Origin of the sequence: Granulicella sibirica (genome assembly GCF_004115155.1) — a bacterium.
Lineage (GTDB): Bacteria > Acidobacteriota > Terriglobia > Terriglobales > Acidobacteriaceae > Edaphobacter > Edaphobacter sibiricus.
This window is the reverse complement of the sequence record NZ_RDSM01000003.1, coordinates 757,363-776,224: the sequence shown is the minus strand read 5'-3', so window position 1 is coordinate 776,224 and position 18,862 is coordinate 757,363. Positions and strand designations below refer to the sequence as shown.

The following is an 18,862-nucleotide window of genomic DNA, read 5'->3' as shown; positions in this document are numbered from 1 at the left end:
CTGCCGTCAGGGTCTTCATCGGAGGAGCCCACCCCGTCATGACTCGACAGAGCTTCAGCCGGTCACGTTACGCACGGTACCGAGGTGGGATCTGGCGGGTGATTATGGTACGGTTGGCGATGGTGCTTGGAGTCGGAACCGACTTAATCGAGATCAGCCGAATCGCAAAAAGCGTCGAGCGGTTTGGCGAGGCGTTCCTGCGACGGGTGTATACGACCGAGGAGGTCGCGTATTGCCAGCGCAAGGTGAAGAACGCGGCGGAGAGCTTCGCAGCGCGGTTCGCAGCGAAGGAGGCGGCGGCCAAGGCCCTCGGGACGGGTATAAGCCACGGCGTGAGTTGGACCGAGTTTGCCGTAAGCCGTGCGCCGGGGCAGAGGCCGATGCTGCGCTTTCACGGCAGGGCTGCGGAGCTGGCGACCGAACTGGGCGTAACGAGAATTTCGTTGAGCCTGACGCATAGCCGGGATGTGGCGATGGCAGTGGTAGTGCTTGAGGGCAATTAACGCTGGCTCCGGCAAAGTGGCTGTCGTTGTGAAGCCCGGGGAGCTCTTTCTGCATCCACTCGATATACGGTTCAGTTGCAAGGCGATAGGACCCGGTTTGGGTGTGCGAAGGCGGCTTTTCCGGGAGGTCCGGATGGTATGCTGGGACCGACTCCGCTCCACGAACCGGTTGTTGGATGTCGCGCTGTTCGTCCGCGCTCACACAGTGTTTTGATTGATTGACGCCAGGAGAGGAAATGCCCAGTCAGCACGAGGTCCGATGGTCGCAACTGAAGGTGGGGATTATCGTGCTGGTAGCGGCCGTCGTGCTGGTCACGCTTCTGTTCCTGATGACGAGTTCTTCGGGAATGGGCATTACGTCGCACAAGCTTGAGGTGACGACGTACTTCGAGAATGCGGCCGGACTGAAAGAAGGCGCGGCAGTAAATCTCCAGGGCGTGACCGTCGGAACGGTGAAGAGCGTCCGGATCGTGGCGACGCCGGACCGCAAACTAACCCCCGTCCAAGTGATCATGAAGCTCGATAGCAAGTACCAGTCGAGCCTGCATAAGGATTCAAAGGCCGCGTTGACGACGGTGGGTGTGCTGGGCGATACGGTTGTCGACCTCAACAGCCAGTTCTCAACCGGCGGACCACTTCAGGATGGAGACGAACTCCATACGCTCGAGACGCCGAACCTGCAGGATGTGGTGAAGGCCAGCCAGGGCACGATCGAAACACTGAATGTCATCCTGGCGAAGATGAACACCATCGTCGATAACTTATCCTCGGGCAAGGGGTCTGTTGGGCAGTTGATCAACAACCCCGATCTGTATAACAAGGCCAATGCCACGGTTGACGAGCTTCATACGCTGACCAAGAACCTGAACTCGGGCCACGGATCTGTCGGAAAGCTCATCAACGACGACGAACTCTACAACAGGTTGAACGGCACGGTTGCAAAACTGAGCGACATCGCGAACTCACTTGACAACGGGCAGGGCACGGCGGGCAAGCTACTGAAGGATGAAACGCTCTATAACAACCTGAACCAGACGCTGACACGTGCGAACTCTCTGATGGCCGATGCGCAGAACGGCAAGGGCGCGGCGGCGCTACTTCTGAACGATCCAAAGTTCCGCGACTCGCTGAACGATACGCTGACGCAGGTGAATACGCTGGTCGCTGGTGTGAGCCAGGGCCGGGGCACGCTGGGTAAGCTTGCCACAGACGATGCGGCTTATACGAACCTGAACAAGCTGCTGACCGAGAGCACGAACCTGGTGACAACGATCCGGTCCGACCCAAAGAAGTACCTTACGATCCACCTCAAGATCTTCTAGTAGCCGCACGCCAGAAGATTGGTCCTTCCACCTTGTTGTGGCATGCGATACTTAGACCTGACATGTACAAAAGAGTCCTCCTCAAACTCTCCGGAGAAGCCCTCGCTGCGGGTGCCGGCTTCGGTATCGATGCGGTCTTCATCCATAAAGTAGCCGCCGAAATCGCCACTGTTCACGCACTTGGATGCCAAATCGGCATCGTCGTCGGGGGAGGAAACTTCTTCCGTGGCGTCGCGCAGCAGGCGATCGATATGGATCGCGTGGCCGCCGATCACATGGGCATGCTGTCGACGGTGATCAACGCCATCGCGCTGCAAGACGCAATCGAGAAGCTCGGGCTGTTCTGCCGGGTGATGTCGGCGATCGAGATGCACCAGGTGGCAGAGCCTTACATTCGCAGGCGGGCCATGCGACATCTGGAAAAGGGTCGCATCGTGATCTTCGCGGCTGGCACGGGAAATCCTTACTTTTCAACCGACACGGCGGCCAGCCTGAGGGCGATGGAAATCAAGGCCGACATCCTTTTGAAGGCTACGAGCGTGGATGGAATTTATACGGCTGATCCGAAGAAAGACCCGACCGCGAAACGGTATGAAACGGTGACGTATAACGACATCCTGCGGCTTGAGCTGAAGGTGATGGATACAACAGCGGTGTCGCTCTGCCGGGATAACAACATGCCCATGATGGTTTTCAGCATGCGCGAAGAGGGGAATATCGCGCGGGTGATCAGTGGAGAGCAGCTGGGGACGATTGTGACACCCTAGCCGCTTTCTGCTTGCGTCTGAAAGGGAGCCTTTGAGGCTCCCTTTCTATGTTTGGTATCGGGTTTGATACGAGAAGCAGAATCAGTGGTCAAAGCAAAAGCCCCGCATCTGCGGGGCTTTTGCCTGCCAAGGGCGAGGCTTAGTTGTCGATCGCCTGGGTCGGATGAGAACCGTTGGCTACCGCCACGGCACAGCTCGGGAGACCGCTCGCGGTGAACGGGGTGTTCTGGATATTTGTAAGGCCGCCGTTGTGTGGGTTGAGTTGCTCCCCGCTTACCGTGTTATCCAAGTTATTTGAAGTAAACAGGTAAATACCGCGGGCGGGCTCAATCGTGACACAGGTGGGGCCGGTGCCAACGGCGATCGAAGCGGAACCGGAGGACGCAGTCAGCGATCCGGTTGACGTGTTGATCACGAAGGCAGAGACCGTGTTCGCGTTGTAGTTGGCGGTATAGAGATAGGTTCCACGAGGATCAATCGTGAGGCCAACCGGGAAGAGGCCGGTCGAGAACGGGCTGCTCACCATCGGTTGCAGGACGCCGCCCGCTTCGACGTCGAAGCCGAAAACTTCATTCAGCGATTGATCCGTCACATAGACGAAGCGACCTGTGGGATCTTCCGCAACTGCGCTCGGGAGGACACCGACCTTGGTTCCGGTGGCGACCGTCGTAGCGTTCACCGTGGTGATCGAGGTTCCCGCGTTGGGGGTCAAGGCTCCAGTTGTGGTGTTCTGGTTGAAGCCGAGGATAGTCGAGTTGCCTGTCGTCTCCTGATCTACCACGTAGACGTAACGAGCAGCGGCGTTCGAGGCGAGCGAGGGACTGGCCACGATCGCAATCGGGTTGTTGCCGACAGGCTGGTAGCTCAGGCCGTTGGTCGTGACAGGGGTACCGAGGCTGTTATCCGAGCCGATGGGGAAGATGGTGACTCCGCCAGGTCCGGGCGACGCCGTCGTGTAGCCAGACTGGTAGAGGAATGCCACATACAGGAACGTCCCGGTGGGATCGATCGCGGCGGCGACAGGGAAACTTCCAGTGACGTTATAAGTGTGCTGGGCGTAGAGCTTACCATCGGTGCCGATAGCGAACTCAACGACAGTGGAATCGTCGCGATGAACGACATAGACGAACTTAGCGTTCGGGGCCGCCACGATGGCGACTGGGTTCTTGCCCCCCGAAGGGATAGGGGAGTCGGCGATCTGGATGAGCGCACCGGACTGATAGTCGACGTTGTACGCGTTGATCAGTCCCGGGTTGGCCTTCGCGGTCGTAACGTAGAGGTACGCGAGGGTGTAGTCGCGGCTGCAAGCCGTGATGCCGAGACCAATCGCCAGGGATAAAATCGAGGCCTTCGCAACCCGGCCTATCGTATGCAACTTCATGCGCTTCCTGATTCCCGGGCGCTGAATACGCGCCCGTCGTGATCTTTTTATGTCTCTTGAGAGCTGATGTGCGAGGCAAGTATCTGCCCCGCACGCAAGCCGCTTCCGCAGATGGGTTAGCTGACGTTTCCGCTGATCGCCAGGCACGTAGCCTGACCGGTCGCTGGGAAGGTCGAGTTCACCCGCAGAGCCGAGAGTTTCCCCGTGTTCTTATCGATGATTTTTCCCGTCACCGTGCCATCGGTGTTGTTGGACGTGTAGATGTACTGGTTGGTCGGATCCTCGGCGAGGCACACCGGACCCGATCCGATCGAGTACGGGTTGTTCGTATCGGCCAGCGCCTGAAGCTTGCCGGTCGTGGCGTCGATCGTGAAGGCCGAGATGGTGCTGTTGGCGTTCTGCGAGTTGGTCGTCGACTGGTTGATCACGTAGAGGTACTTGCTGGTCGAGTCGACCAGGATCTGCGTCGGACCGGAGGTGAGGGCGAGGTTATTGACCGCGCCACCATTCGCCGTGTTGAGCGCGCAGTTGGTTCCTACCGTGTAAGGCAGGATCTGATTCGCACCCGTGTCGGTCAGATAGACGTTGCTGCCCGATACGTTGATCGAGGAGATGCTCTGCGCCGACGTCGTGATGGTCGAGTTTGTGGTCAGGGTAAGCTGGCCCGTGCTCGAGTTGGTCTGATAGGGCGAGATGGTCTGATCCGCAGAGTTGACGGTGAAGAGACATCCGCCGGAGGTGACGCGCACCTGGGTGGGCGACCCGCCAACCGGGAAGTAGGTCTTCTGCACGCCCGTCGAGGAGAGCGACTGCTGGTTGGTGACCAGGGTCAAACGGCCCGTGTCGGCCGCGATTGCGAAGACGGTGATGTCGCCGACAGTCTGCGCGGTCGTCGTGGTGACGCCGTTCACAGTGGTTGTGAGAGCGGGAGCCTGCTGATCGAGGACATAGAGGAAGTTTCCGCCGCTATCGACCGCGAGCCAGACAGGCGTATTGCCCTGGCTGCTGTAGCTCTGCTGGAAGGTGAGCACGCCGTCGCCGCCTACACTGAACTCGGAGATGTTCCCGTTGGTCCCGGTCGCCTTGTTGATCACGTAGACATAGCGTCCACCGGGCTTTACGGCGAGCATGACTGGGTTGGTCCCGCCGGACGCGAACGGAGAGTGCGGGATCGCGGTCAGGTTCCCGGTGAAGTCGTCGATCTTAAATCCGGCAATCTGGTTGTATTGGGTTCCCAGAACCCACATGAAACCGATTGTGCCACCACCACAGGCCGTCATACCCAGGCCCATTGCCACGGATGCTACGAAGGCCATAGAAATACGGCCGATCTTGCTCAACTTCATGCGGTTCCTTCATCCTCGCTGACGGCAAACCGATGCCGTGCTGTGCTGCGAGCAACTCTGTAGGGATATTCCTTCTTCCGATTGTAGAAGCAGACGTGACTTTGCGCCAATCCGTGTGCCCTATGCGACCTGAAAAGCAGACACTTGAGCGAAACGTAGCCTTGGATCGAACCGGCATACAACTCCCCCGCACTGGTTCGATGGTCGATAGACGGGGCTGAACGCGTTTGGTCGCTGCCAGTCGCGCTTTTTGAAGAATTTAAGTGAGACGGCCGAGCCGAAGCCCGCCCGTCGCTTTCCGGTAGAGGGGCTACCAGACACGGCAGGCGTTCTGAGGCATCATGGGCTGGCCCACTTTGCAGCCAAAGGCTTTACCGAACTCCTCGAAGTTCTGCACGGTTCCTTTGACGCGCCACTCGCCTGTGCTGTGGGGGTCGGTGCGGGCAAGGACGCGGGCGGATTGCTCGGTCTGACTACCGCACCAGACTTGGGCGAAGGAGACAAAGAACCGCTGCGCCGGGGTATAACCGTCCTTCTTTCCGCCAGTGTAGCCGGCGAGGGCATTGGAGTCGGGTTGGGCGATGGCTTCCTGCAGAGCCTGGAAGGCGATGCGGATGCCGCCGTTATCCGCCGTGTTCTCGCCAAGGGTCAGCTTGCCGTTGAGGTTCTGGCCCTCGGCGACCTTGAAGCCTGAGTACTCGGTCGCTTCGCAGTCGGTCCGCTCGTCGAACTTCTTCTTGTCGTCGGCGGTCCACCACTGGCGGACGTTGCCGTGGGGATCATACTTCGAGCCCTGGTCGTCGAAGCCGTGGGTCATCTCATGGCCGATGACGACGCCGATGGCGCCGAAGTTGACCGCGGAGTCCGCGTTGTTGTCGTAGAAGGGCGGCTGGAGAATGCCCGCAGGAAAGTTGATGTCGTTCATCGAGGGGCTGTAGTAGGCGTTTACGGTGGGAGGCGTCATGCCCCACTCCTTCTCGTCGACGGGCTGGCCGAGTTTGGCGAGATCGCGGTTGTTCTCGAAGATCTCGTTGCGTTCGGAGTTGCCGAGGAGGTCGTCCCGCTGGACGGTGAGCTTGCTGTAGTCGCGCCAGTTCTCGGGGTAGCCGATCTTCTGGCGGAAAGCGTCGAGCTTCTTGCGGGCTTCGACCTTGGTGTCATCGCCCATCCAGCCGATGGTGCGGATATCTTCGGCGAGAGCGCGCTCGAGGGCGGCGACGAGCTTCTCCATATTGGCCTTGGCGTCGGGTGGGAAGTTCTGTTTCACCCAGTCCTGGCCGACGGCTTCGCCAAGGGCGGAGTCAGTGAGGCGTGTGCAGCGCTTCCAGCGGGGGGTCTGCTCTTTCTGGCCGGAGAGGGTCGCGGCAAAGAAGTTGAAGTTTTCGTCGACGAATGGTTTCGAGAGCATCGGAGCGGCACCGTGGAGGCCGTGCCAACGGAGATAGCTCTTGATCGCGGGGATACTCTCGTTCTCGATAACGTCACTGGCTGCCTTGACGTAGCCGGGAGAGGCGACATTGAGGGTAGGGGCGGAACCGACACCCATGCCAGCAAGGAACTTCTGCCAGTCGAAGTCGGGCGAGAGGGCTTGGATCTCGGCGACGGTCATGATGTGGTAGCGCTTGGCGGGGTCGCGCATGTCGACACGGGCCATCGACCCTTTGGCAAGTGTGGTCTCAATACGGAGAACATCGGCTGCTTCCTTGGCAGCCAGGTCTGAGGTGTCGCCAAGGAGCTCGAACATCTTGCTGACGTGGGCGACGTACTGCTCGCGGAGCTTCTTGGAGCGGTCGTCGTCGTTGAGGTAGTAGTCACGGTCTGGGAGGGTAAGGCCGCCCTGGTTCGTGGCGAGGATCTGCTTGGTGGAGTCCACCTGGTCCTGGCTGACGTAGACGCCGAAGAAGGCTTCGCTGGCGAACTTCTTCTGCAACTCGAGGTCGAGAGCGGCGATGGCCTTCTTGTCGGTAAATGAGGCGATCGCGTTCATCTCAGGCTGGACGGGCTTGGCTCCGAGCTTGTCTGCGAGATCCTCGTTCATGCAGGCGGCAAAGTAGTCACCGTACTTCTTTTGGAGAGGTGTCTTCGGGGCGTCAGCGGCCGTCTTGAGGTCTTGGTAGAGAGTGTAGAGGTTGCGGTCGGCGAGTTCGTTGAAGCGGCCCCAGCGGGTCTGATCGGGGGGAATGGGGTTCGCCTTGACCCAGTTGCCGCAGGCGTACTGGAAGAAGTCGCTACAGGGATCGGCGGTCTTGTCGATGGCGTTGAGATCGAAGCTGATAGGCTTCTTCGGTTCCTTCGTCGGAGCAGAGGGTGTGGTGTCGGCGGAGACGATGGACTGGCCGAGGCAGAGCCCGCTGATGAGGAGGAAGAGAGAGGATAATACCTTGAGGCGCATAGATCTCCTGAAAAGGCTCTGAGGGTCAATCGCTCTGGAAACCTTGTGTTTGAACGATACAACATGAAAGCCGGGTAACAGGGGTCAGACGGGGGAGAGGAAATCGGTTCGCAGACGCTTCGTTCCAGCCTTCTCAAAACGCACGAGAGCGTTGGTTCCGTGGAGGTCCAGAACCTTGCCTGGGCCGAAGCTTTTGTGGAGTACGGAGGTGCCAACCTGGACAGGATTGAGTCCGAATGGGGCGGGGAGCGTTTCAGGGGCGGTGGTGAAAATGGGGCCGGTGAACGTCTCGACTCTGGTAATGACGGGTTGGAGTTCAGCTACGGAATGCTCGGCTGACTTGCCGTCGCTGCAGTTGTCGCAGCGTCCGCAGGGGTCACCTGCGGGCTCGTTGAAGTAGGCACGAATCATCTGCACACGGCAGCGGGTCGACTCGGCGTAGAGCATCATCTCCGAAAGGCGTTCTTTGTCCTCATGAGCGCGGTCGGTATAGACCTTCAAGATCTGTTCGAGCTTTTCAGTGGTTGGGAGGTCGGCGGCTTCGTAGCCTTTGCGGGTCTTGCGGATGATTTTCAATTCGCCGAGTAGATGGAGGATGACCTGGGTGCGGCGGAGGCCTACTCCCGATTTCCCTGCGATGGATTTTACGTCGGCGGCATCGAGGGAGCGGAAGACGTCTTCGAGTTCGGCGACCTTCGGATAGCGGCCACCGAGGAAGTAACTTTGGATGCGCTTGTCTTCGAGCCGGAAGAGGAGGACGGCGCGGCTGGGCAGGCCGTCGCGCCCAGCGCGGCCTGCCTCCTGATAGTAAGTTTCAAGCGAGTCCGGGAACTCGAAGTGGTAGACAAAGCGGATGTCAGGCTTGTCGATGCCTAGACCGAAGGCCTTGGTGGCGATCATGACGCGATGCACGCCCTCTATGAAAGCCTGCTGGACGCGCTCTCGCTCGCGGATGGGCATCTTGCCGTGGTAGTGGCCGACGGCGATCCCATGCTCCTTGAGCCAGTCGTGAAGTTCGTTGGCCGAGCGGACGCTGGCCGTGTAGATGATGCCAGAGCCGCCGTTCTCCTCGTCGATCATGCTCGTAATGCGGGCTAGCTTGGCATCGTTGTTGACGGTGGCGTGGACGGCGAAGGAGAGGTTCTCGCGCTCGGTTCCGGCGTTGAGGATGGTCGCGTCAGGGGCGTGGAGGACTTCGAGGATCTCCGTGACAACTGCATCCGTTGCGGTTGCGGTGAGGGCGAGGATGGGTGGATTGCCGAGGGCCTTGCGGGCATCGCCAAGGGTGAGAAAGGCGGGGCGGAAGTCATGGCCCCATTGTGAGATACAGTGGGCCTCGTCGACGACGAAGAGGGATATGCCTCCGGCGTGTTTCAGGGAGGCGATGAAGTCTTGATTCTGGAGACGCTCAGGCGTGACGTAGATGAGTTGGGAGCGGCCGTGCGCAATGTGGTCTTCGGCGACTGCCGTCTCACGGGATGTGAGCGACGAGTCGATCTTGTCGACGGCTATGTGAGCCTCTTCGGCCTTTTCCTGCTGGTCTTGCATGAGGGCGATAAGGGGAGAGACGACGAGGACGGGCCTGGGCAGAAAGATCGCGGGTAGTTGATAGGTGAGGCTCTTGCCGGCTCCGGTGGGCATGATGGCGAGGATACTGTGGCCGGCGAAGATGCTTTGGAGCACCTCGCGCTGGCCAGAGCGAAAAGCCTTAATGCCGAAGCGCTGTTTGGCTTCGCGGAGTATGTTGTCCCACGGGATCGAGTGCTTGTCCGGTGGGGCGGAACTGTGCTGCTTTGTGCCCGAACGCATTTCGTTTCAGATGCACGGAAGCCCCCGGCTGAAGCGTCGGGGCGCTTCCGCTTTGATCTCATTAGAGATGACTGGCTAGTTGTTCCGCAGGGCGACCATAGGGTCGATGCGAGAAGCGCGGCGGGCCGGGACGTAGCCCGCAAGGAGAGCTACGGTTCCGAGAACGAGCACCATGGCGAGGAAGGTGACGGGATCGGTGGACTCGGTGCCGAAGAGCAGCGAGGAGATGAGGTGCGAAGCTGCGATGGAGCCGACGGTACCAAGCACAATGCCAATGGCGGCGAGCTTGAGGGTCGTGGCAATGACGTCCCACTTGACGCGGGCCATAGTGGCTCCGAGCGCCATGCGGATGCCGATCTCCTGGGTGCGCTGGGTGACCGAGTAGGAGATCACGCCGTAGATACCGAGCGCGGCGAGGAAGAGTCCCAAGGCGGCAAAGACGCTGACGAGATAGACAAAGAAACGGCGCGGCGAGGTGGCGTGGTCGACGAGGTTCTGGATAGGCTTGAGCTCAACGGCGGGCTGATCCGGGTTGATCTGGCGGAGCATCGTCATGAGGGTAGCCGAGAGAGCAGCCTGGGGGAGCTTCGTTCGAATAACGAGTTGCGCCCCTTCGGGGCCGTCCTGCGAAGCGGGCAGATACATCTGCCAGCCGGCATCGCCCTCGGCGCTGGTCTCACGCATATCGGCGACGACGCCGATCACCCGCTTGTCATCGCCACCGGCCTGCACCATGCGGCCAAGCGGGTCTTCGCCGGGGAAGAGATGCTTCGCGATTGTCTCGTTGATGAGGATCGCGCCGTCGCTCGAAGGTCCGTCCTCCCAAGTGAAGTCGCGGCCCTTGAGGACGTGGAGTCCCATGGCTCTCATATAGCCGGGCGAAACGATATAGACGAACGTCGCTTCCAACTCATCCTTCTTGTATTCGCGGCCTTTGACGGAGACACCCCAACTGCGGTTCCGGCTCATGGGCAGGCTGTCGGCAATGCCTGCCGCTTCGACGCCGGGAAGAGCTTCGGCGCGGTGGACGACCTCCTGCCATTGGGCCCACTGGATCGTCTCGAATGTCTTTCGGTCGGCGGTCCTGGGAATCGGCTTCATGTCGACGCTGATCGCCGCCGCCCGGCTCGGCTCAAAACCGAGATCGACGTCGAGCACCTTCATAAAGCTGCGCAGCAGAAGGCCCGCACCGACGAGAAGGATGCAGGCGAGGGCGACCTCGGAGATGACGAGTGTCGAGCGCAGCCGTTCGCGCTTTGCGCCCGTGCCTGAGCCGTGACCTCCATCTTTGAGGCCGTCCTGCAGATTTCCAGCAGCGATCTTCATGCCGGGAACTAGGCCGAAGATCAGTGCTGTCGTCATCGCGATGAGGACGGTCCATGTGAGGGCGATTCCGTCGATTCGGACACTCGAGAGAAGAGGAAGCGCGATGGATCCCTGGTGGGCGAGATAGGCGGCGAGCGACCAAGCGATCGCGAGGCCGAGCAGGGCTCCGGCGCTAGAGAGGACGAAGCTCTCGGTGAGGAGTTGGCGGACGAGGCGACCGCGTCCGGCGCCAAGTGCGCTGCGGAGGGCGAACTCCTTGCTGCGCGCGGCGGCGCGGGAGAGAAGGAGGTTCGAGAGGTTAACGCAGACAATCAGCAGGATCATGCCGACCGCGCACCAAAGGACGATGAGCGAGCGCCGGAGCTTGCCGCTGACGAAGTCCTTCAGTTCGAGGAAACGGGCGGTGTAAGCGCTGCCGTACTCGGGATGCTGGACGTTAAACTCGAGCTTGGGGAAGATCAGGTCGGCTTCGGCTTGGCCCTGGGCCATGGTGACGCCGGGCTTCAGACGGCCCACGAGGGCGATGGTGTTGCCCTCTTCGCGGATATCCTGCGGAATGACGGGACCAAACATATCCATCCTCGCACCGGGGGAGAAGACGGAGCCGAAGTCGAAGGTGTCGGGGAGGACACCAATGACGGTGACTGGGACATCGTTCAGGCGGATGACCTGCCCGACGACCTCGGGCTTGCCGCCGTACTGGCGCTTCCAGAAGTTATAGCTGAGGACAACGACGGGGCGGCTGTGCTGCAGGGTCTCCTCCAGAGTAAAAAGACGGCCGAGGATCGGCTGCACGCCAAGGGTGGTGAAGAAGTTGCCCATGACATCGAGCTCGGTGACCGGCTTGGGCTGGCCGTTGCCCATGAGCTTGAGATTATCCGGCCCGGAGAAGGCGAAGTAGCCGGTGATCGACTGGAAGGACTTGTTGCGGTCCTGAATCTCCTGAACGGCGTCGGTGGAGAAGGTTGCGGTCGACTCGCCGCCTTTCATGTTCTTGCTGAGGATGCGAACGAGTTGCTGGGGCTGGGCGAACGGCAGCGGGCGTAGGAGAACGGTGTCGACAACGCTGAAGACGGCGACGTTGGCGCCGATGCCGAGGCCGAGGATGAGCACGGCGACGATGGTAAACGCGCGTTCTCGGCCCAAAGTGCGGAGAGTGTAACGGAGGTCCTGGAGGAGGACGTCGAGCCAGGGGAGGCCGCGAGCCACGCGCTGCTGTTCCCTTGCCTGCTGAACGCCGCCGAAACGGATCAACGCCTGACGCTTCGCTTCCTCCGCCGACATGCCTTCGCGCATATTGTCCTCCACTGCCAGTTCGAGATGAGTTTCAAGCTCCGCTTCCAGATCCGCGTCGCGCTCTTCCTTCGCGAAGAAGGACTTGATCCGTGCCACCGCCTCGCGCATCGCGCCCATCAGACGTCTCCTTCTTTAGGCATGGCCAGTACGCGCTCCATCACGCTTGCGAGCCGAAGCCAGTAGGCGGAGTCCTTGGCGAGTTGGCCGAGACCCTCCGCAGTGATGGCGTAGTACTTCGCCTTGCGATTGTTATCCGAGGTTCCCCAAACGGCCGAGATCCAGCCGCGCTGCTGGAGGCGGACGAGCGAGGCGTAGATGGTGCCCTGGTTGATGAGGACCTCGTCGCCGCTGACCTGCTCGATGCGGCGGGCTATGCCGTAGCCGTGGAGGGAGCCCATGGTGGCGAGGGTCTGGAGCACCATGAGTTCGAGGGTTCCCTGGAGGAGATCGAGCTTGGAATCGGGTCTTGAATCAGGCAACGGTAGCACTCCTGTGGCGACGCCACATCAGTGTGCCATAAGACCTGTGGCCGCGCCACAGGAAAATCGCGGCATGCTTCCGCACGCTGAATCAATGCTTATGCCTTCCTGATACGTGCTGGTGCCTAATAGAAGAGTAGAGAAGGTACGCCATGCACCGCTGCTTTTCGCTTTGTCCCCGCCCCGTTATCCGTTCCGCTTCCCCGACCGACGCCCCTCACATTTTCCGTCTGATTCAGAGTCTGTCGGGCGATGGCACGCTCCTGCCGCGTCCTCAGGCCGAGATCGAGGCGCATATCAACTCCTTTTTCGTGGCGGAGACGCACGGGGGAGAGTTTCTTGGGTGCGCCGCCATCCATCGTTACGGCACACATCTCGCGGAGGTCCGGTCGATCGCGACACGGCTTGAGGCACGTGGGCTTGGTGCCGGAGGCATGCTGCTTCAACGCGTCCTAGAAGACGTGAGGAACTCCGGAACGCAGCGCGCCTGCCTGTTTACGCGCATTCCTTCGTTCTTCGCGCGTTATGGATTCCACACCGTTCCGCTCGCGAGCATGCGGGACAAGGTGGCGAAGGATTGCGTCCATTGCGCGCGGCGCGAGCGTTGCGACGAGATTGCGATGGTAGCCGGGGAGCCTCCTATAGCGTGGCCGGTGGCTGCACGCTCGTCGAGCGGTGGCCTGGTTCAGATTGGGCAGGGGTAGAACAGGCCCATGACTCGAGCGACTGCGATTCTCGTACTGATCCTCGCTGCGACCCTGGAGGCTGGTGGAGATGCCCTGGTCCGGCACGGGCTGCACGCCAGGGCAGGCTGGCATCGGTTGGGGCTGTTTGGCCTGGCGGCGATCGTTCTGTTCGCCTACGGCTGGACGGTCAATGCCCCGCCCTGGGATTTCGGCAGGCTGCTTGGGCTGTATGTGGTGTCTTTCTTCCTGATTGCGCAGGCTGTGTCGTGGGTGTTCTTCAAGCAGACGCCATCCACGGGAATTCTGATCGGCGGATCGCTGATCGTGGCAGGGGGCTTTGTCATCTCGCTGACAAAGTAGCCTCCACGTACAGCCTGGACGAGAAATTGTGGGTGGGGAAGTGTACCGGGCGACCTACTGCGCCCATACTAGCCCGTTACCGTTGCTTCCTTCCGGACCTGGCGGGGTTGGCGGGATTACGTCGCGTAGGACCCGGCACAAGAGTGATAATAACACCGTAACCCCTGCTGAACCTACCCCATGGCCGGATCCCCCGAAGCGTTCTACAAGCAGCGCCTGACAGAACTCGACGCCGGACATCGACAGAACCAGAGCTATCACGATCGCCTTTTGCTTGGGGCGACGGTGGCTGTGCTGTTGTTTGCCGGGGCAAATGTTGGGGCCTTTCGGCATGCTCTTCCGGGCTGGGCGGTTGGGTTAGCGGCAGTACCTGCAATTGGGCTGATCTTCCCCTTCTTGAAGAGTCGGCGAGAGCGTGAGCGACTGACGCGAAGTATTGCGCTCTATGAGGCGGGGGTTGCGCGAGTGACGCATCAGCCTGCGAAGCAGCCGCAGACAGGTGAGGTCTTTCGTGATCCGGCTCACCTCTATGACCGCGACCTGAATATCCTGGGGCGTGATTCTCTGTTTGCCACACTTGCGACGACCCGGACGGGATGGGGACAGAGGGCGCTGGCTGGGAGTCTTCTGGTGTCTCCGAGTCGGGAGGAGACGCTGGCGCGGCAGGAGGCGATCCGGGAGCTTGCACCGGGGACACAGTTACGGCAGGAACTGGCCATGCTTGGCTCGAACGCGCTTCAGCCGACCGCGCCGGAGACGTTCGATCACTGGCTGGCGGAGCCGGCGGCGGAGTTTCCTTCGCTGCTTCGGCCGCTTCTGTATGTGACTTCGAGCTTTGCGGGATTGCTTCTGTTGGCCTGGTTGGCCGGGCGGCTTCCGCTGGATACGCTTCTGCCAAATTTGGCAGCTGTCTTAGGGCTGCAGGCGGCGGTGGCACTTCGCTACCGGGCGAAGGTGTTGCCAATTCTCGAGGCGACGGCTCCGCTGCCGGGGCAGGTACAGATTTTGCGAGATGGCCTTGCTCTGCTGCGGAAGCAGAACTCTGCGGCGCGGCATCTGGTCGGGTTGCAGGAGAGCTGTGGCGGAGCGGATGAGGCGCTAGCAGACTTGCAGAAGCAGCTCTTCGTGGTGGAGCAAAGGAAGACGGAGTTGTTTTATCTTCCGGGACTCGTGGTGAATGCGGGGACGCATGCGTCGGTTCGGATTGACCGGTGGAAGAGGCTGCATGGCGGGGCACTGCGCGGGTGGATCGCGGCGTTCGGCAGCTTCGATGCGCTCTCTGCGCTGGCGACGTATGCCTTCGAGCATCCGGAGAATTGCTTTCCGGAGATGCTTTCAGCGGAAGAACCGGCCACGTTTGAAGCTACGCTTATGACGCATCCGTTGCTCCCGAATGCGGTCGCGAACGATATTTCGCTCAACGCGGGCGAGCGCTTTTATCTCATCAGCGGGTCAAATATGGCGGGTAAGTCGACGCTTTTGCGGGCGATTGGACTGACTGTGGTGCTGGCGCGGGCCGGGTGCCCGGTTCCGGCGCGGCGGGCGCGTTTGAGTCCGCTCAAGATTGGGGTTTCGCTCGCTCTGACCGATTCGCTGACTGAGCGAAAGTCAAAGTTTCTGGCGGAGGTGCACAGGCTTCGGGAGATCCTGCTGATGGCTCGGCGGTCACCGGCATTGTTCCTCATCGACGAGCTTTTCAGCGGCACGAACTCATCTGACCGGCTGACGGCGGCGGAAGCCGTTCTCGATGAGCTGCTGACGACCGGTGCGATTGGAGCGCTTTCGACGCATGATCTTGCGTTGACGACGCTCGCTACGGACCCACGGCGTGGGGTGAATGTGCATATGGCAAGTCCGGATCTCGACGACCCGCTGGCATTCGATTACGTGCTGAAGCCGGGAGTGAATACGAGGACAAATGCGCTCGCATTTTTGCGGCTGTTGAATCTGGGTAGCGCTTGAATGGTCCAACCACCTTGCTCAAAGTGATTGATATCTACTAACCTTCTTCGCATGCTGCGCTCCGTGCTCCCTGTCGCTCTGGTTCTCCTGGTTGTGAGTCTTACCGCGACGGCTCAGAAGCACGGATCTCATAAGGCGCTCGACGCGGATGTGCATGTGCGGGTGAGCCCGGATGTGAAGACCGGGATCGAGTCGACAACTGAGTACCCGACGATCCAAATGGCGATGGACCATGCTCCAGACGCGGGGACGGGGCGGGTGTTCGTTCACATCTATCCGGGCCAGTACCGGGAGCGGGTGATTGTGACGCAGAACCGGCCACGGATGACGCTGATCGGCATGGGGTCGTCACCCTCGGATGTGGTGATTACGAACTCGCTCAACGCGAATCAGGCGGGCGGAACCTACTTTACCCAAACCGTCGAGGTGAATGGGGACGAGTTCGAGGCCGACAATATAACGTTTGAGAACAGCGCGGGGAATACGGGGCAGGCGGTCGCGGTCGCGGTGCGTTCAGACCGGGCGATCTTCAAGCACTGCCGGTTCCTGGGGCATCAGGACACGCTGTTTGCCGACTATGGGCGGCAGTACTATACGGGCTCGTACATCGCGGGTGGCGTGGACTTCATCTTCGGGGATGCAACGGCGGTCTTCGATCACTCGGAGATTCACGCTCTGTCGCCTGGGTTCCTGACGGCGCAGTCCCGAATCAAGCCGAGTGAGACGACGGGATTTGTGATTGCGAACTCGCGGGTGTCTTCGACAGTTAACGATGCGGCGGATTTGGGTGGGCGGCGTGCGAGTAACAGCAACAACCCGGCGTCCGGGTCCCGGTCCTCGGCCTCGTCGCAGGGGTCGTTTTACCTTGGGCGGCCGTGGCGACCATATGCGCGTGTGGTGTACCTGAATACGTCTCTCCCGTCCGATCTGAGTTCGGCGGGATGGAACAACTGGAACAAGGAATCAAACGAGACAACGGCGTTCTTCGCCGAGTACAAGAGTTCGGGGCCTGGGGCATCCGCGAAAGATCGTGTGAGCTGGTCGCACCAGCTTACCGACGCTCAGGCGCGACCGTTCGCGACGAAGACTTTTCTGCGCGGGCGGGACAACTGGGATCCCGAGGCTGAAGCGGCAAAGCTCCCTTAGCCGGCGCCCACCTTGCACATGGTGAGTTATTCTTTCTGCGAGGCACACGATGATGACGATTCGTGCGATGGTTCCGCTGGGTCTCCTGCTCTCCGTTCCGTTCGCGATGGCGCAGGTCAACGCTGGTCCGCAGTCGGGAGCGCAGATGCCTCCAGACTACCGTGGACCGGAGATTCATATTCCCGGGATCTACGTCACGCCCGTAGCGGGCGCCCCGTTTACGGCCAAGGTGGATATCGTTTCGACGCAGGTGCTGCCGGACGGCACGTCGGTGACCCGGACGACGATCAACCACATCGCGCGAGACTCGAGCGGGCGCATCTACAACGAGCGCAGACGGCTCGTACCGGCGTCGTTCAAGGGAGATCCGCCGCTGGTCTCGGGACACATCTACGATCCGGCGACGCGGCTCAGCATCTTTACCGCACCGATGACACGGCTGGCACGGGAGACGTACCTGCCTCCGCCACGTAGTCCATCGGCGAATCCGAATCGTCCGAAGCCTACGCCCGATCTCCCAGACCAGGATCTTGGGACCCAGGAGGTCAGCGGCGTTCCCATGAAGGGAATTCGCAAGAGCCGCTCGCTATCCGCGACGATGAGCGGCACAGGCAAAGAAGTGGTGATCTCGGACGAGTACTGGTATTCGCCGGAGCTTGGTGATCAAGCATGAGGATGCGCGTTCGGGGACGCAGTACGTCGCGGTAACCGAGGTCAATCGACATGAACCGGATCCTTCGACCTTCGCGGTTCCGGGAAATTACAAGGTGGTCGACGAGACGCCGCCGACGGTGGAAAGCGCTGCTGCTGGACACTAAACCCCGTAGATTCATGAGCCGCCGCTGGATGGCGATGCGACCGGCAGTTATGCTTGGTGCATGAGAAACATGGGGTTGCGCCTGTTCCTGTTGTGCCTTTGGTCCTGGCTGATCTGCGGGGATGCAGCCAGCGCGCAGGATAGGGCACGCATTCACAGGCTGGACGGCTCAACCATATCCGGTTCGAAGGCTTCGTCCATCGCCCGCAAGGCACTTGCGGATGCCCACGTGACCGGGGCTCAGATTGCTGTGCTGAACGGGGGCAAGGTCGTCTGGAGCGACGCGTTCGGGCTGCGGGATGTCGCCGGGAAGCAGCCGATGACTCTCGATACAGTAATGTGGGGTGCATCGTTTACGAAGAGCATCTTCGCCTCGTACGTGATGACGCTTGTCGATGCGGGCATGATCGATCTCGACAAGCCGGTGTGGCAGTACCTCGGGAAGCCGCTGCCGCAGTTTGACCGCTACAAAGACCTGGCCGGAGATGTACGGTGGCGCAGGATCACGGCACGGCATCTGCTCTCGCATACTTCGGGGCTTGCGAATTTCTTGCAGCTTGAGCCTGACCACAAGATGCGGATTCATTGGGAACCGGGGACGCGATTTGGGTACTCGGGCGAGGGGATGAACCTGCTGCAGCTTGTGGTGGAGACGAGGATGCACAAGCCGCTGCAGGAGTTGATGGGCGAGCGCATCTTCGGTCAGCTTGGCATGACGCGCACCTCGCTTGTATGGCAGGACAGCTTCGCATCGAACATTGCGAACGGCTACGATCCGCAGGGCGTGAGCCTTGGACCTTCGCACCGCGCGAGTGCGAGAGCGGCGGGCTCGATGGTGACGACGATCGTCGATATGGGCAGGTTTCTCGACGGGCTGATGGGCGGACGGGTGATGTCGGCTAAGGCGCAGGCGGACATGTTTCGGCCGCAGGTGGCGATCAATACGCTGCACCAGTTCCCTACGCTTGTGGATACGAAGGGGACCGAGGGGCAGGCAGTGGGGCTGTCGTATGGGCTCGGGTGGGGCTTGCTGGCAGGGACGAAGTTCGGGCCGGCGTTCTTCAAGGAAGGGCACGGGGACGGCGCGCAGAACTACATGATCTGCTTCCGGCAGCGTGGCGACTGCATGGTGATCCTCACCAACAGCGAGAATGGCGAGTACGCGTTCCGCACGCTGCTCGAGAAGATCCTCGGCGATACGGTGACGCCGTGGGAGTGGGAAGGCTACACACCGGCCGGAGTCGTCCTCGGGCAGAAAAACAAGTGAGCG

At 60.7% G+C, this 18,862-nt stretch carries 16 protein-coding genes and 1 other RNA gene; 10 read left to right on the top strand and 7 right to left on the bottom strand.

From position 1 onward, the window contains the following. The first annotated feature begins 38 nt into the window (after positions 1-38). The 3 genes from acpS to pyrH all read left to right on the top strand — a co-directional run bounded on the left by acpS (position 39) and on the right by pyrH (position 2,592). Positions 39-503 carry a holo-ACP synthase gene (gene acpS, locus GRAN_RS19865; protein WP_338323459.1) on the top strand — a complete coding sequence of 155 codons (465 nt, stop codon included), beginning with the start codon at positions 39-41 and terminating at the stop codon, positions 501-503. Between the two features lie 236 nt (positions 504-739). Further along, positions 740-1,825, top strand: a complete 1,086-nt coding sequence (locus GRAN_RS19860; protein ID WP_128914762.1) for an MlaD family protein — start codon at positions 740-742, stop codon at positions 1,823-1,825. 62 nt (positions 1,826-1,887) lie between these two features. Then, positions 1,888-2,592 carry a UMP kinase gene (gene pyrH, locus GRAN_RS19855; RefSeq protein ID WP_128914761.1) on the top strand — a complete coding sequence of 235 codons (705 nt, stop codon included), beginning with the start codon at positions 1,888-1,890 and terminating at the stop codon, positions 2,590-2,592. A 139-nt stretch (positions 2,593-2,731) separates the two neighbouring features. On the opposite strand, the gene GRAN_RS19850 is transcribed toward pyrH, so the two are convergent. From GRAN_RS19850 to GRAN_RS19825, 6 genes are all read right to left on the bottom strand, one after another. After that, the gene (locus GRAN_RS19850; RefSeq protein ID WP_128914760.1) at positions 2,732-3,973 is read right to left on the bottom strand and encodes a lactonase family protein; all 1,242 of its coding nucleotides are present in this window, start codon (positions 3,971-3,973) and stop codon (positions 2,732-2,734) included. Positions 3,974-4,089: 116 nt separating this feature from the next. Next, positions 4,090-5,319 carry a lactonase family protein gene (locus tag GRAN_RS19845; RefSeq protein WP_128914759.1) on the bottom strand — a complete coding sequence of 410 codons (1,230 nt, stop codon included), beginning with the start codon at positions 5,317-5,319 and terminating at the stop codon, positions 4,090-4,092. A 310-nt stretch (positions 5,320-5,629) separates the two neighbouring features. Beyond that, positions 5,630-7,711, bottom strand: coding sequence for a M13 family metallopeptidase (locus tag GRAN_RS19840; RefSeq protein WP_128914758.1), 2,082 nt, complete (start codon positions 7,709-7,711; stop codon positions 5,630-5,632). A gap of 84 nt (positions 7,712-7,795) precedes the next feature. Beyond that, entirely contained in the window at positions 7,796-9,520 is a 1,725-nt protein-coding gene (locus GRAN_RS19835) for a RecQ family ATP-dependent DNA helicase (RefSeq protein WP_128914757.1), read from the bottom strand. A 75-nt stretch (positions 9,521-9,595) separates the two neighbouring features. Beyond that, positions 9,596-12,259, bottom strand: a complete 2,664-nt coding sequence (locus GRAN_RS19830; protein ID WP_128914756.1) for an ABC transporter permease — start codon at positions 12,257-12,259, stop codon at positions 9,596-9,598. Further along, positions 12,259-12,621: a PadR family transcriptional regulator gene (locus tag GRAN_RS19825; protein ID WP_277751234.1), complete on the bottom strand. Its 363-nt coding sequence runs from the start codon at positions 12,619-12,621 to the stop codon at positions 12,259-12,261. Before GRAN_RS19825 ends, GRAN_RS19830 begins: the two co-directional genes overlap by 1 nt. A gap of 152 nt (positions 12,622-12,773) precedes the next feature. Here GRAN_RS19825 and GRAN_RS19820 point away from each other — a divergent pair, with 152 nt between their 5' ends. Then, complete coding sequence (locus GRAN_RS19820) at positions 12,774-13,325, top strand: GNAT family N-acetyltransferase (protein WP_128914755.1); 552 nt, start codon at positions 12,774-12,776, stop codon at positions 13,323-13,325. A 9-nt stretch (positions 13,326-13,334) separates the two neighbouring features. Beyond that, positions 13,335-13,667, top strand: coding sequence for a hypothetical protein (locus GRAN_RS19815; RefSeq protein WP_128914754.1), 333 nt, complete (start codon positions 13,335-13,337; stop codon positions 13,665-13,667). Positions 13,668-13,707: 40 nt separating this feature from the next. On the opposite strand, the gene ffs is transcribed toward GRAN_RS19815, so the two are convergent. After that, positions 13,708-13,805: signal recognition particle sRNA small type (ffs, locus tag GRAN_RS19810), an RNA gene on the bottom strand. 42 nt (positions 13,806-13,847) lie between these two features. On the opposite strand from ffs, the gene GRAN_RS19805 reads away from it, so the two are divergent. The 5 genes from GRAN_RS19805 (at position 13,848) to GRAN_RS19790 (ending at position 18,859) form a co-directional block, all read left to right on the top strand. Then, entirely contained in the window at positions 13,848-15,629 is a 1,782-nt protein-coding gene (locus GRAN_RS19805; protein ID WP_128914753.1) for a MutS-related protein, read from the top strand. 51 nt (positions 15,630-15,680) lie between these two features. Next, entirely contained in the window at positions 15,681-16,775 is a 1,095-nt protein-coding gene (locus GRAN_RS19800; RefSeq protein ID WP_128914752.1) for a pectinesterase family protein, read from the top strand. Between the two features lie 49 nt (positions 16,776-16,824). Continuing rightward, complete coding sequence (locus tag GRAN_RS19795) at positions 16,825-17,448, top strand: hypothetical protein (protein ID WP_128914751.1); 624 nt, start codon at positions 16,825-16,827, stop codon at positions 17,446-17,448. Next, positions 17,435-17,593 (top strand): hypothetical protein, encoded by a 159-nt coding sequence (locus GRAN_RS25600; protein WP_161571069.1) that lies wholly within the window; start codon positions 17,435-17,437, stop codon positions 17,591-17,593. Before GRAN_RS19795 ends, GRAN_RS25600 begins: the two co-directional genes overlap by 14 nt. Positions 17,594-17,662: 69 nt before the next feature. Then, complete coding sequence (locus tag GRAN_RS19790) at positions 17,663-18,859, top strand: serine hydrolase domain-containing protein (protein ID WP_128914750.1); 1,197 nt, start codon at positions 17,663-17,665, stop codon at positions 18,857-18,859. Positions 18,860-18,862: the final 3 nt, after the last annotated feature.

Bases quoted from the DNA above. Each gene is read 5' to 3' on its own strand.
- acpS (WP_338323459.1), top strand. From the start codon at position 39: ATGACTCGACAGAGCTTCAGCCGGTCACGTTACGCACGGTACCGAGGT.
- GRAN_RS19860 (WP_128914762.1), top strand. From the start codon at position 740: ATGCCCAGTCAGCACGAGGTCCGATGGTCGCAACTGAAGGTGGGGATT.
- pyrH (WP_128914761.1), top strand. From the start codon at position 1,888: ATGTACAAAAGAGTCCTCCTCAAACTCTCCGGAGAAGCCCTCGCTGCG.
- GRAN_RS19850 (WP_128914760.1), bottom strand. From the start codon at position 3,973: ATGAAGTTGCATACGATAGGCCGGGTTGCGAAGGCCTCGATTTTATCC.
- GRAN_RS19845 (WP_128914759.1), bottom strand. From the start codon at position 5,319: ATGAAGTTGAGCAAGATCGGCCGTATTTCTATGGCCTTCGTAGCATCC.
- GRAN_RS19840 (WP_128914758.1), bottom strand. From the start codon at position 7,711: ATGCGCCTCAAGGTATTATCCTCTCTCTTCCTCCTCATCAGCGGGCTC.
- GRAN_RS19835 (WP_128914757.1), bottom strand. From the start codon at position 9,520: ATGCGTTCGGGCACAAAGCAGCACAGTTCCGCCCCACCGGACAAGCAC.
- GRAN_RS19830 (WP_128914756.1), bottom strand. From the start codon at position 12,259: ATGGGCGCGATGCGCGAGGCGGTGGCACGGATCAAGTCCTTCTTCGCG.
- GRAN_RS19820 (WP_128914755.1), top strand. From the start codon at position 12,774: ATGCACCGCTGCTTTTCGCTTTGTCCCCGCCCCGTTATCCGTTCCGCT.
- GRAN_RS19815 (WP_128914754.1), top strand. From the start codon at position 13,335: ATGACTCGAGCGACTGCGATTCTCGTACTGATCCTCGCTGCGACCCTG.
- GRAN_RS19805 (WP_128914753.1), top strand. From the start codon at position 13,848: ATGGCCGGATCCCCCGAAGCGTTCTACAAGCAGCGCCTGACAGAACTC.
- GRAN_RS19800 (WP_128914752.1), top strand. From the start codon at position 15,681: ATGCTGCGCTCCGTGCTCCCTGTCGCTCTGGTTCTCCTGGTTGTGAGT.
- GRAN_RS19795 (WP_128914751.1), top strand. From the start codon at position 16,825: ATGATGACGATTCGTGCGATGGTTCCGCTGGGTCTCCTGCTCTCCGTT.
- GRAN_RS19790 (WP_128914750.1), top strand. From the start codon at position 17,663: ATGGGGTTGCGCCTGTTCCTGTTGTGCCTTTGGTCCTGGCTGATCTGC.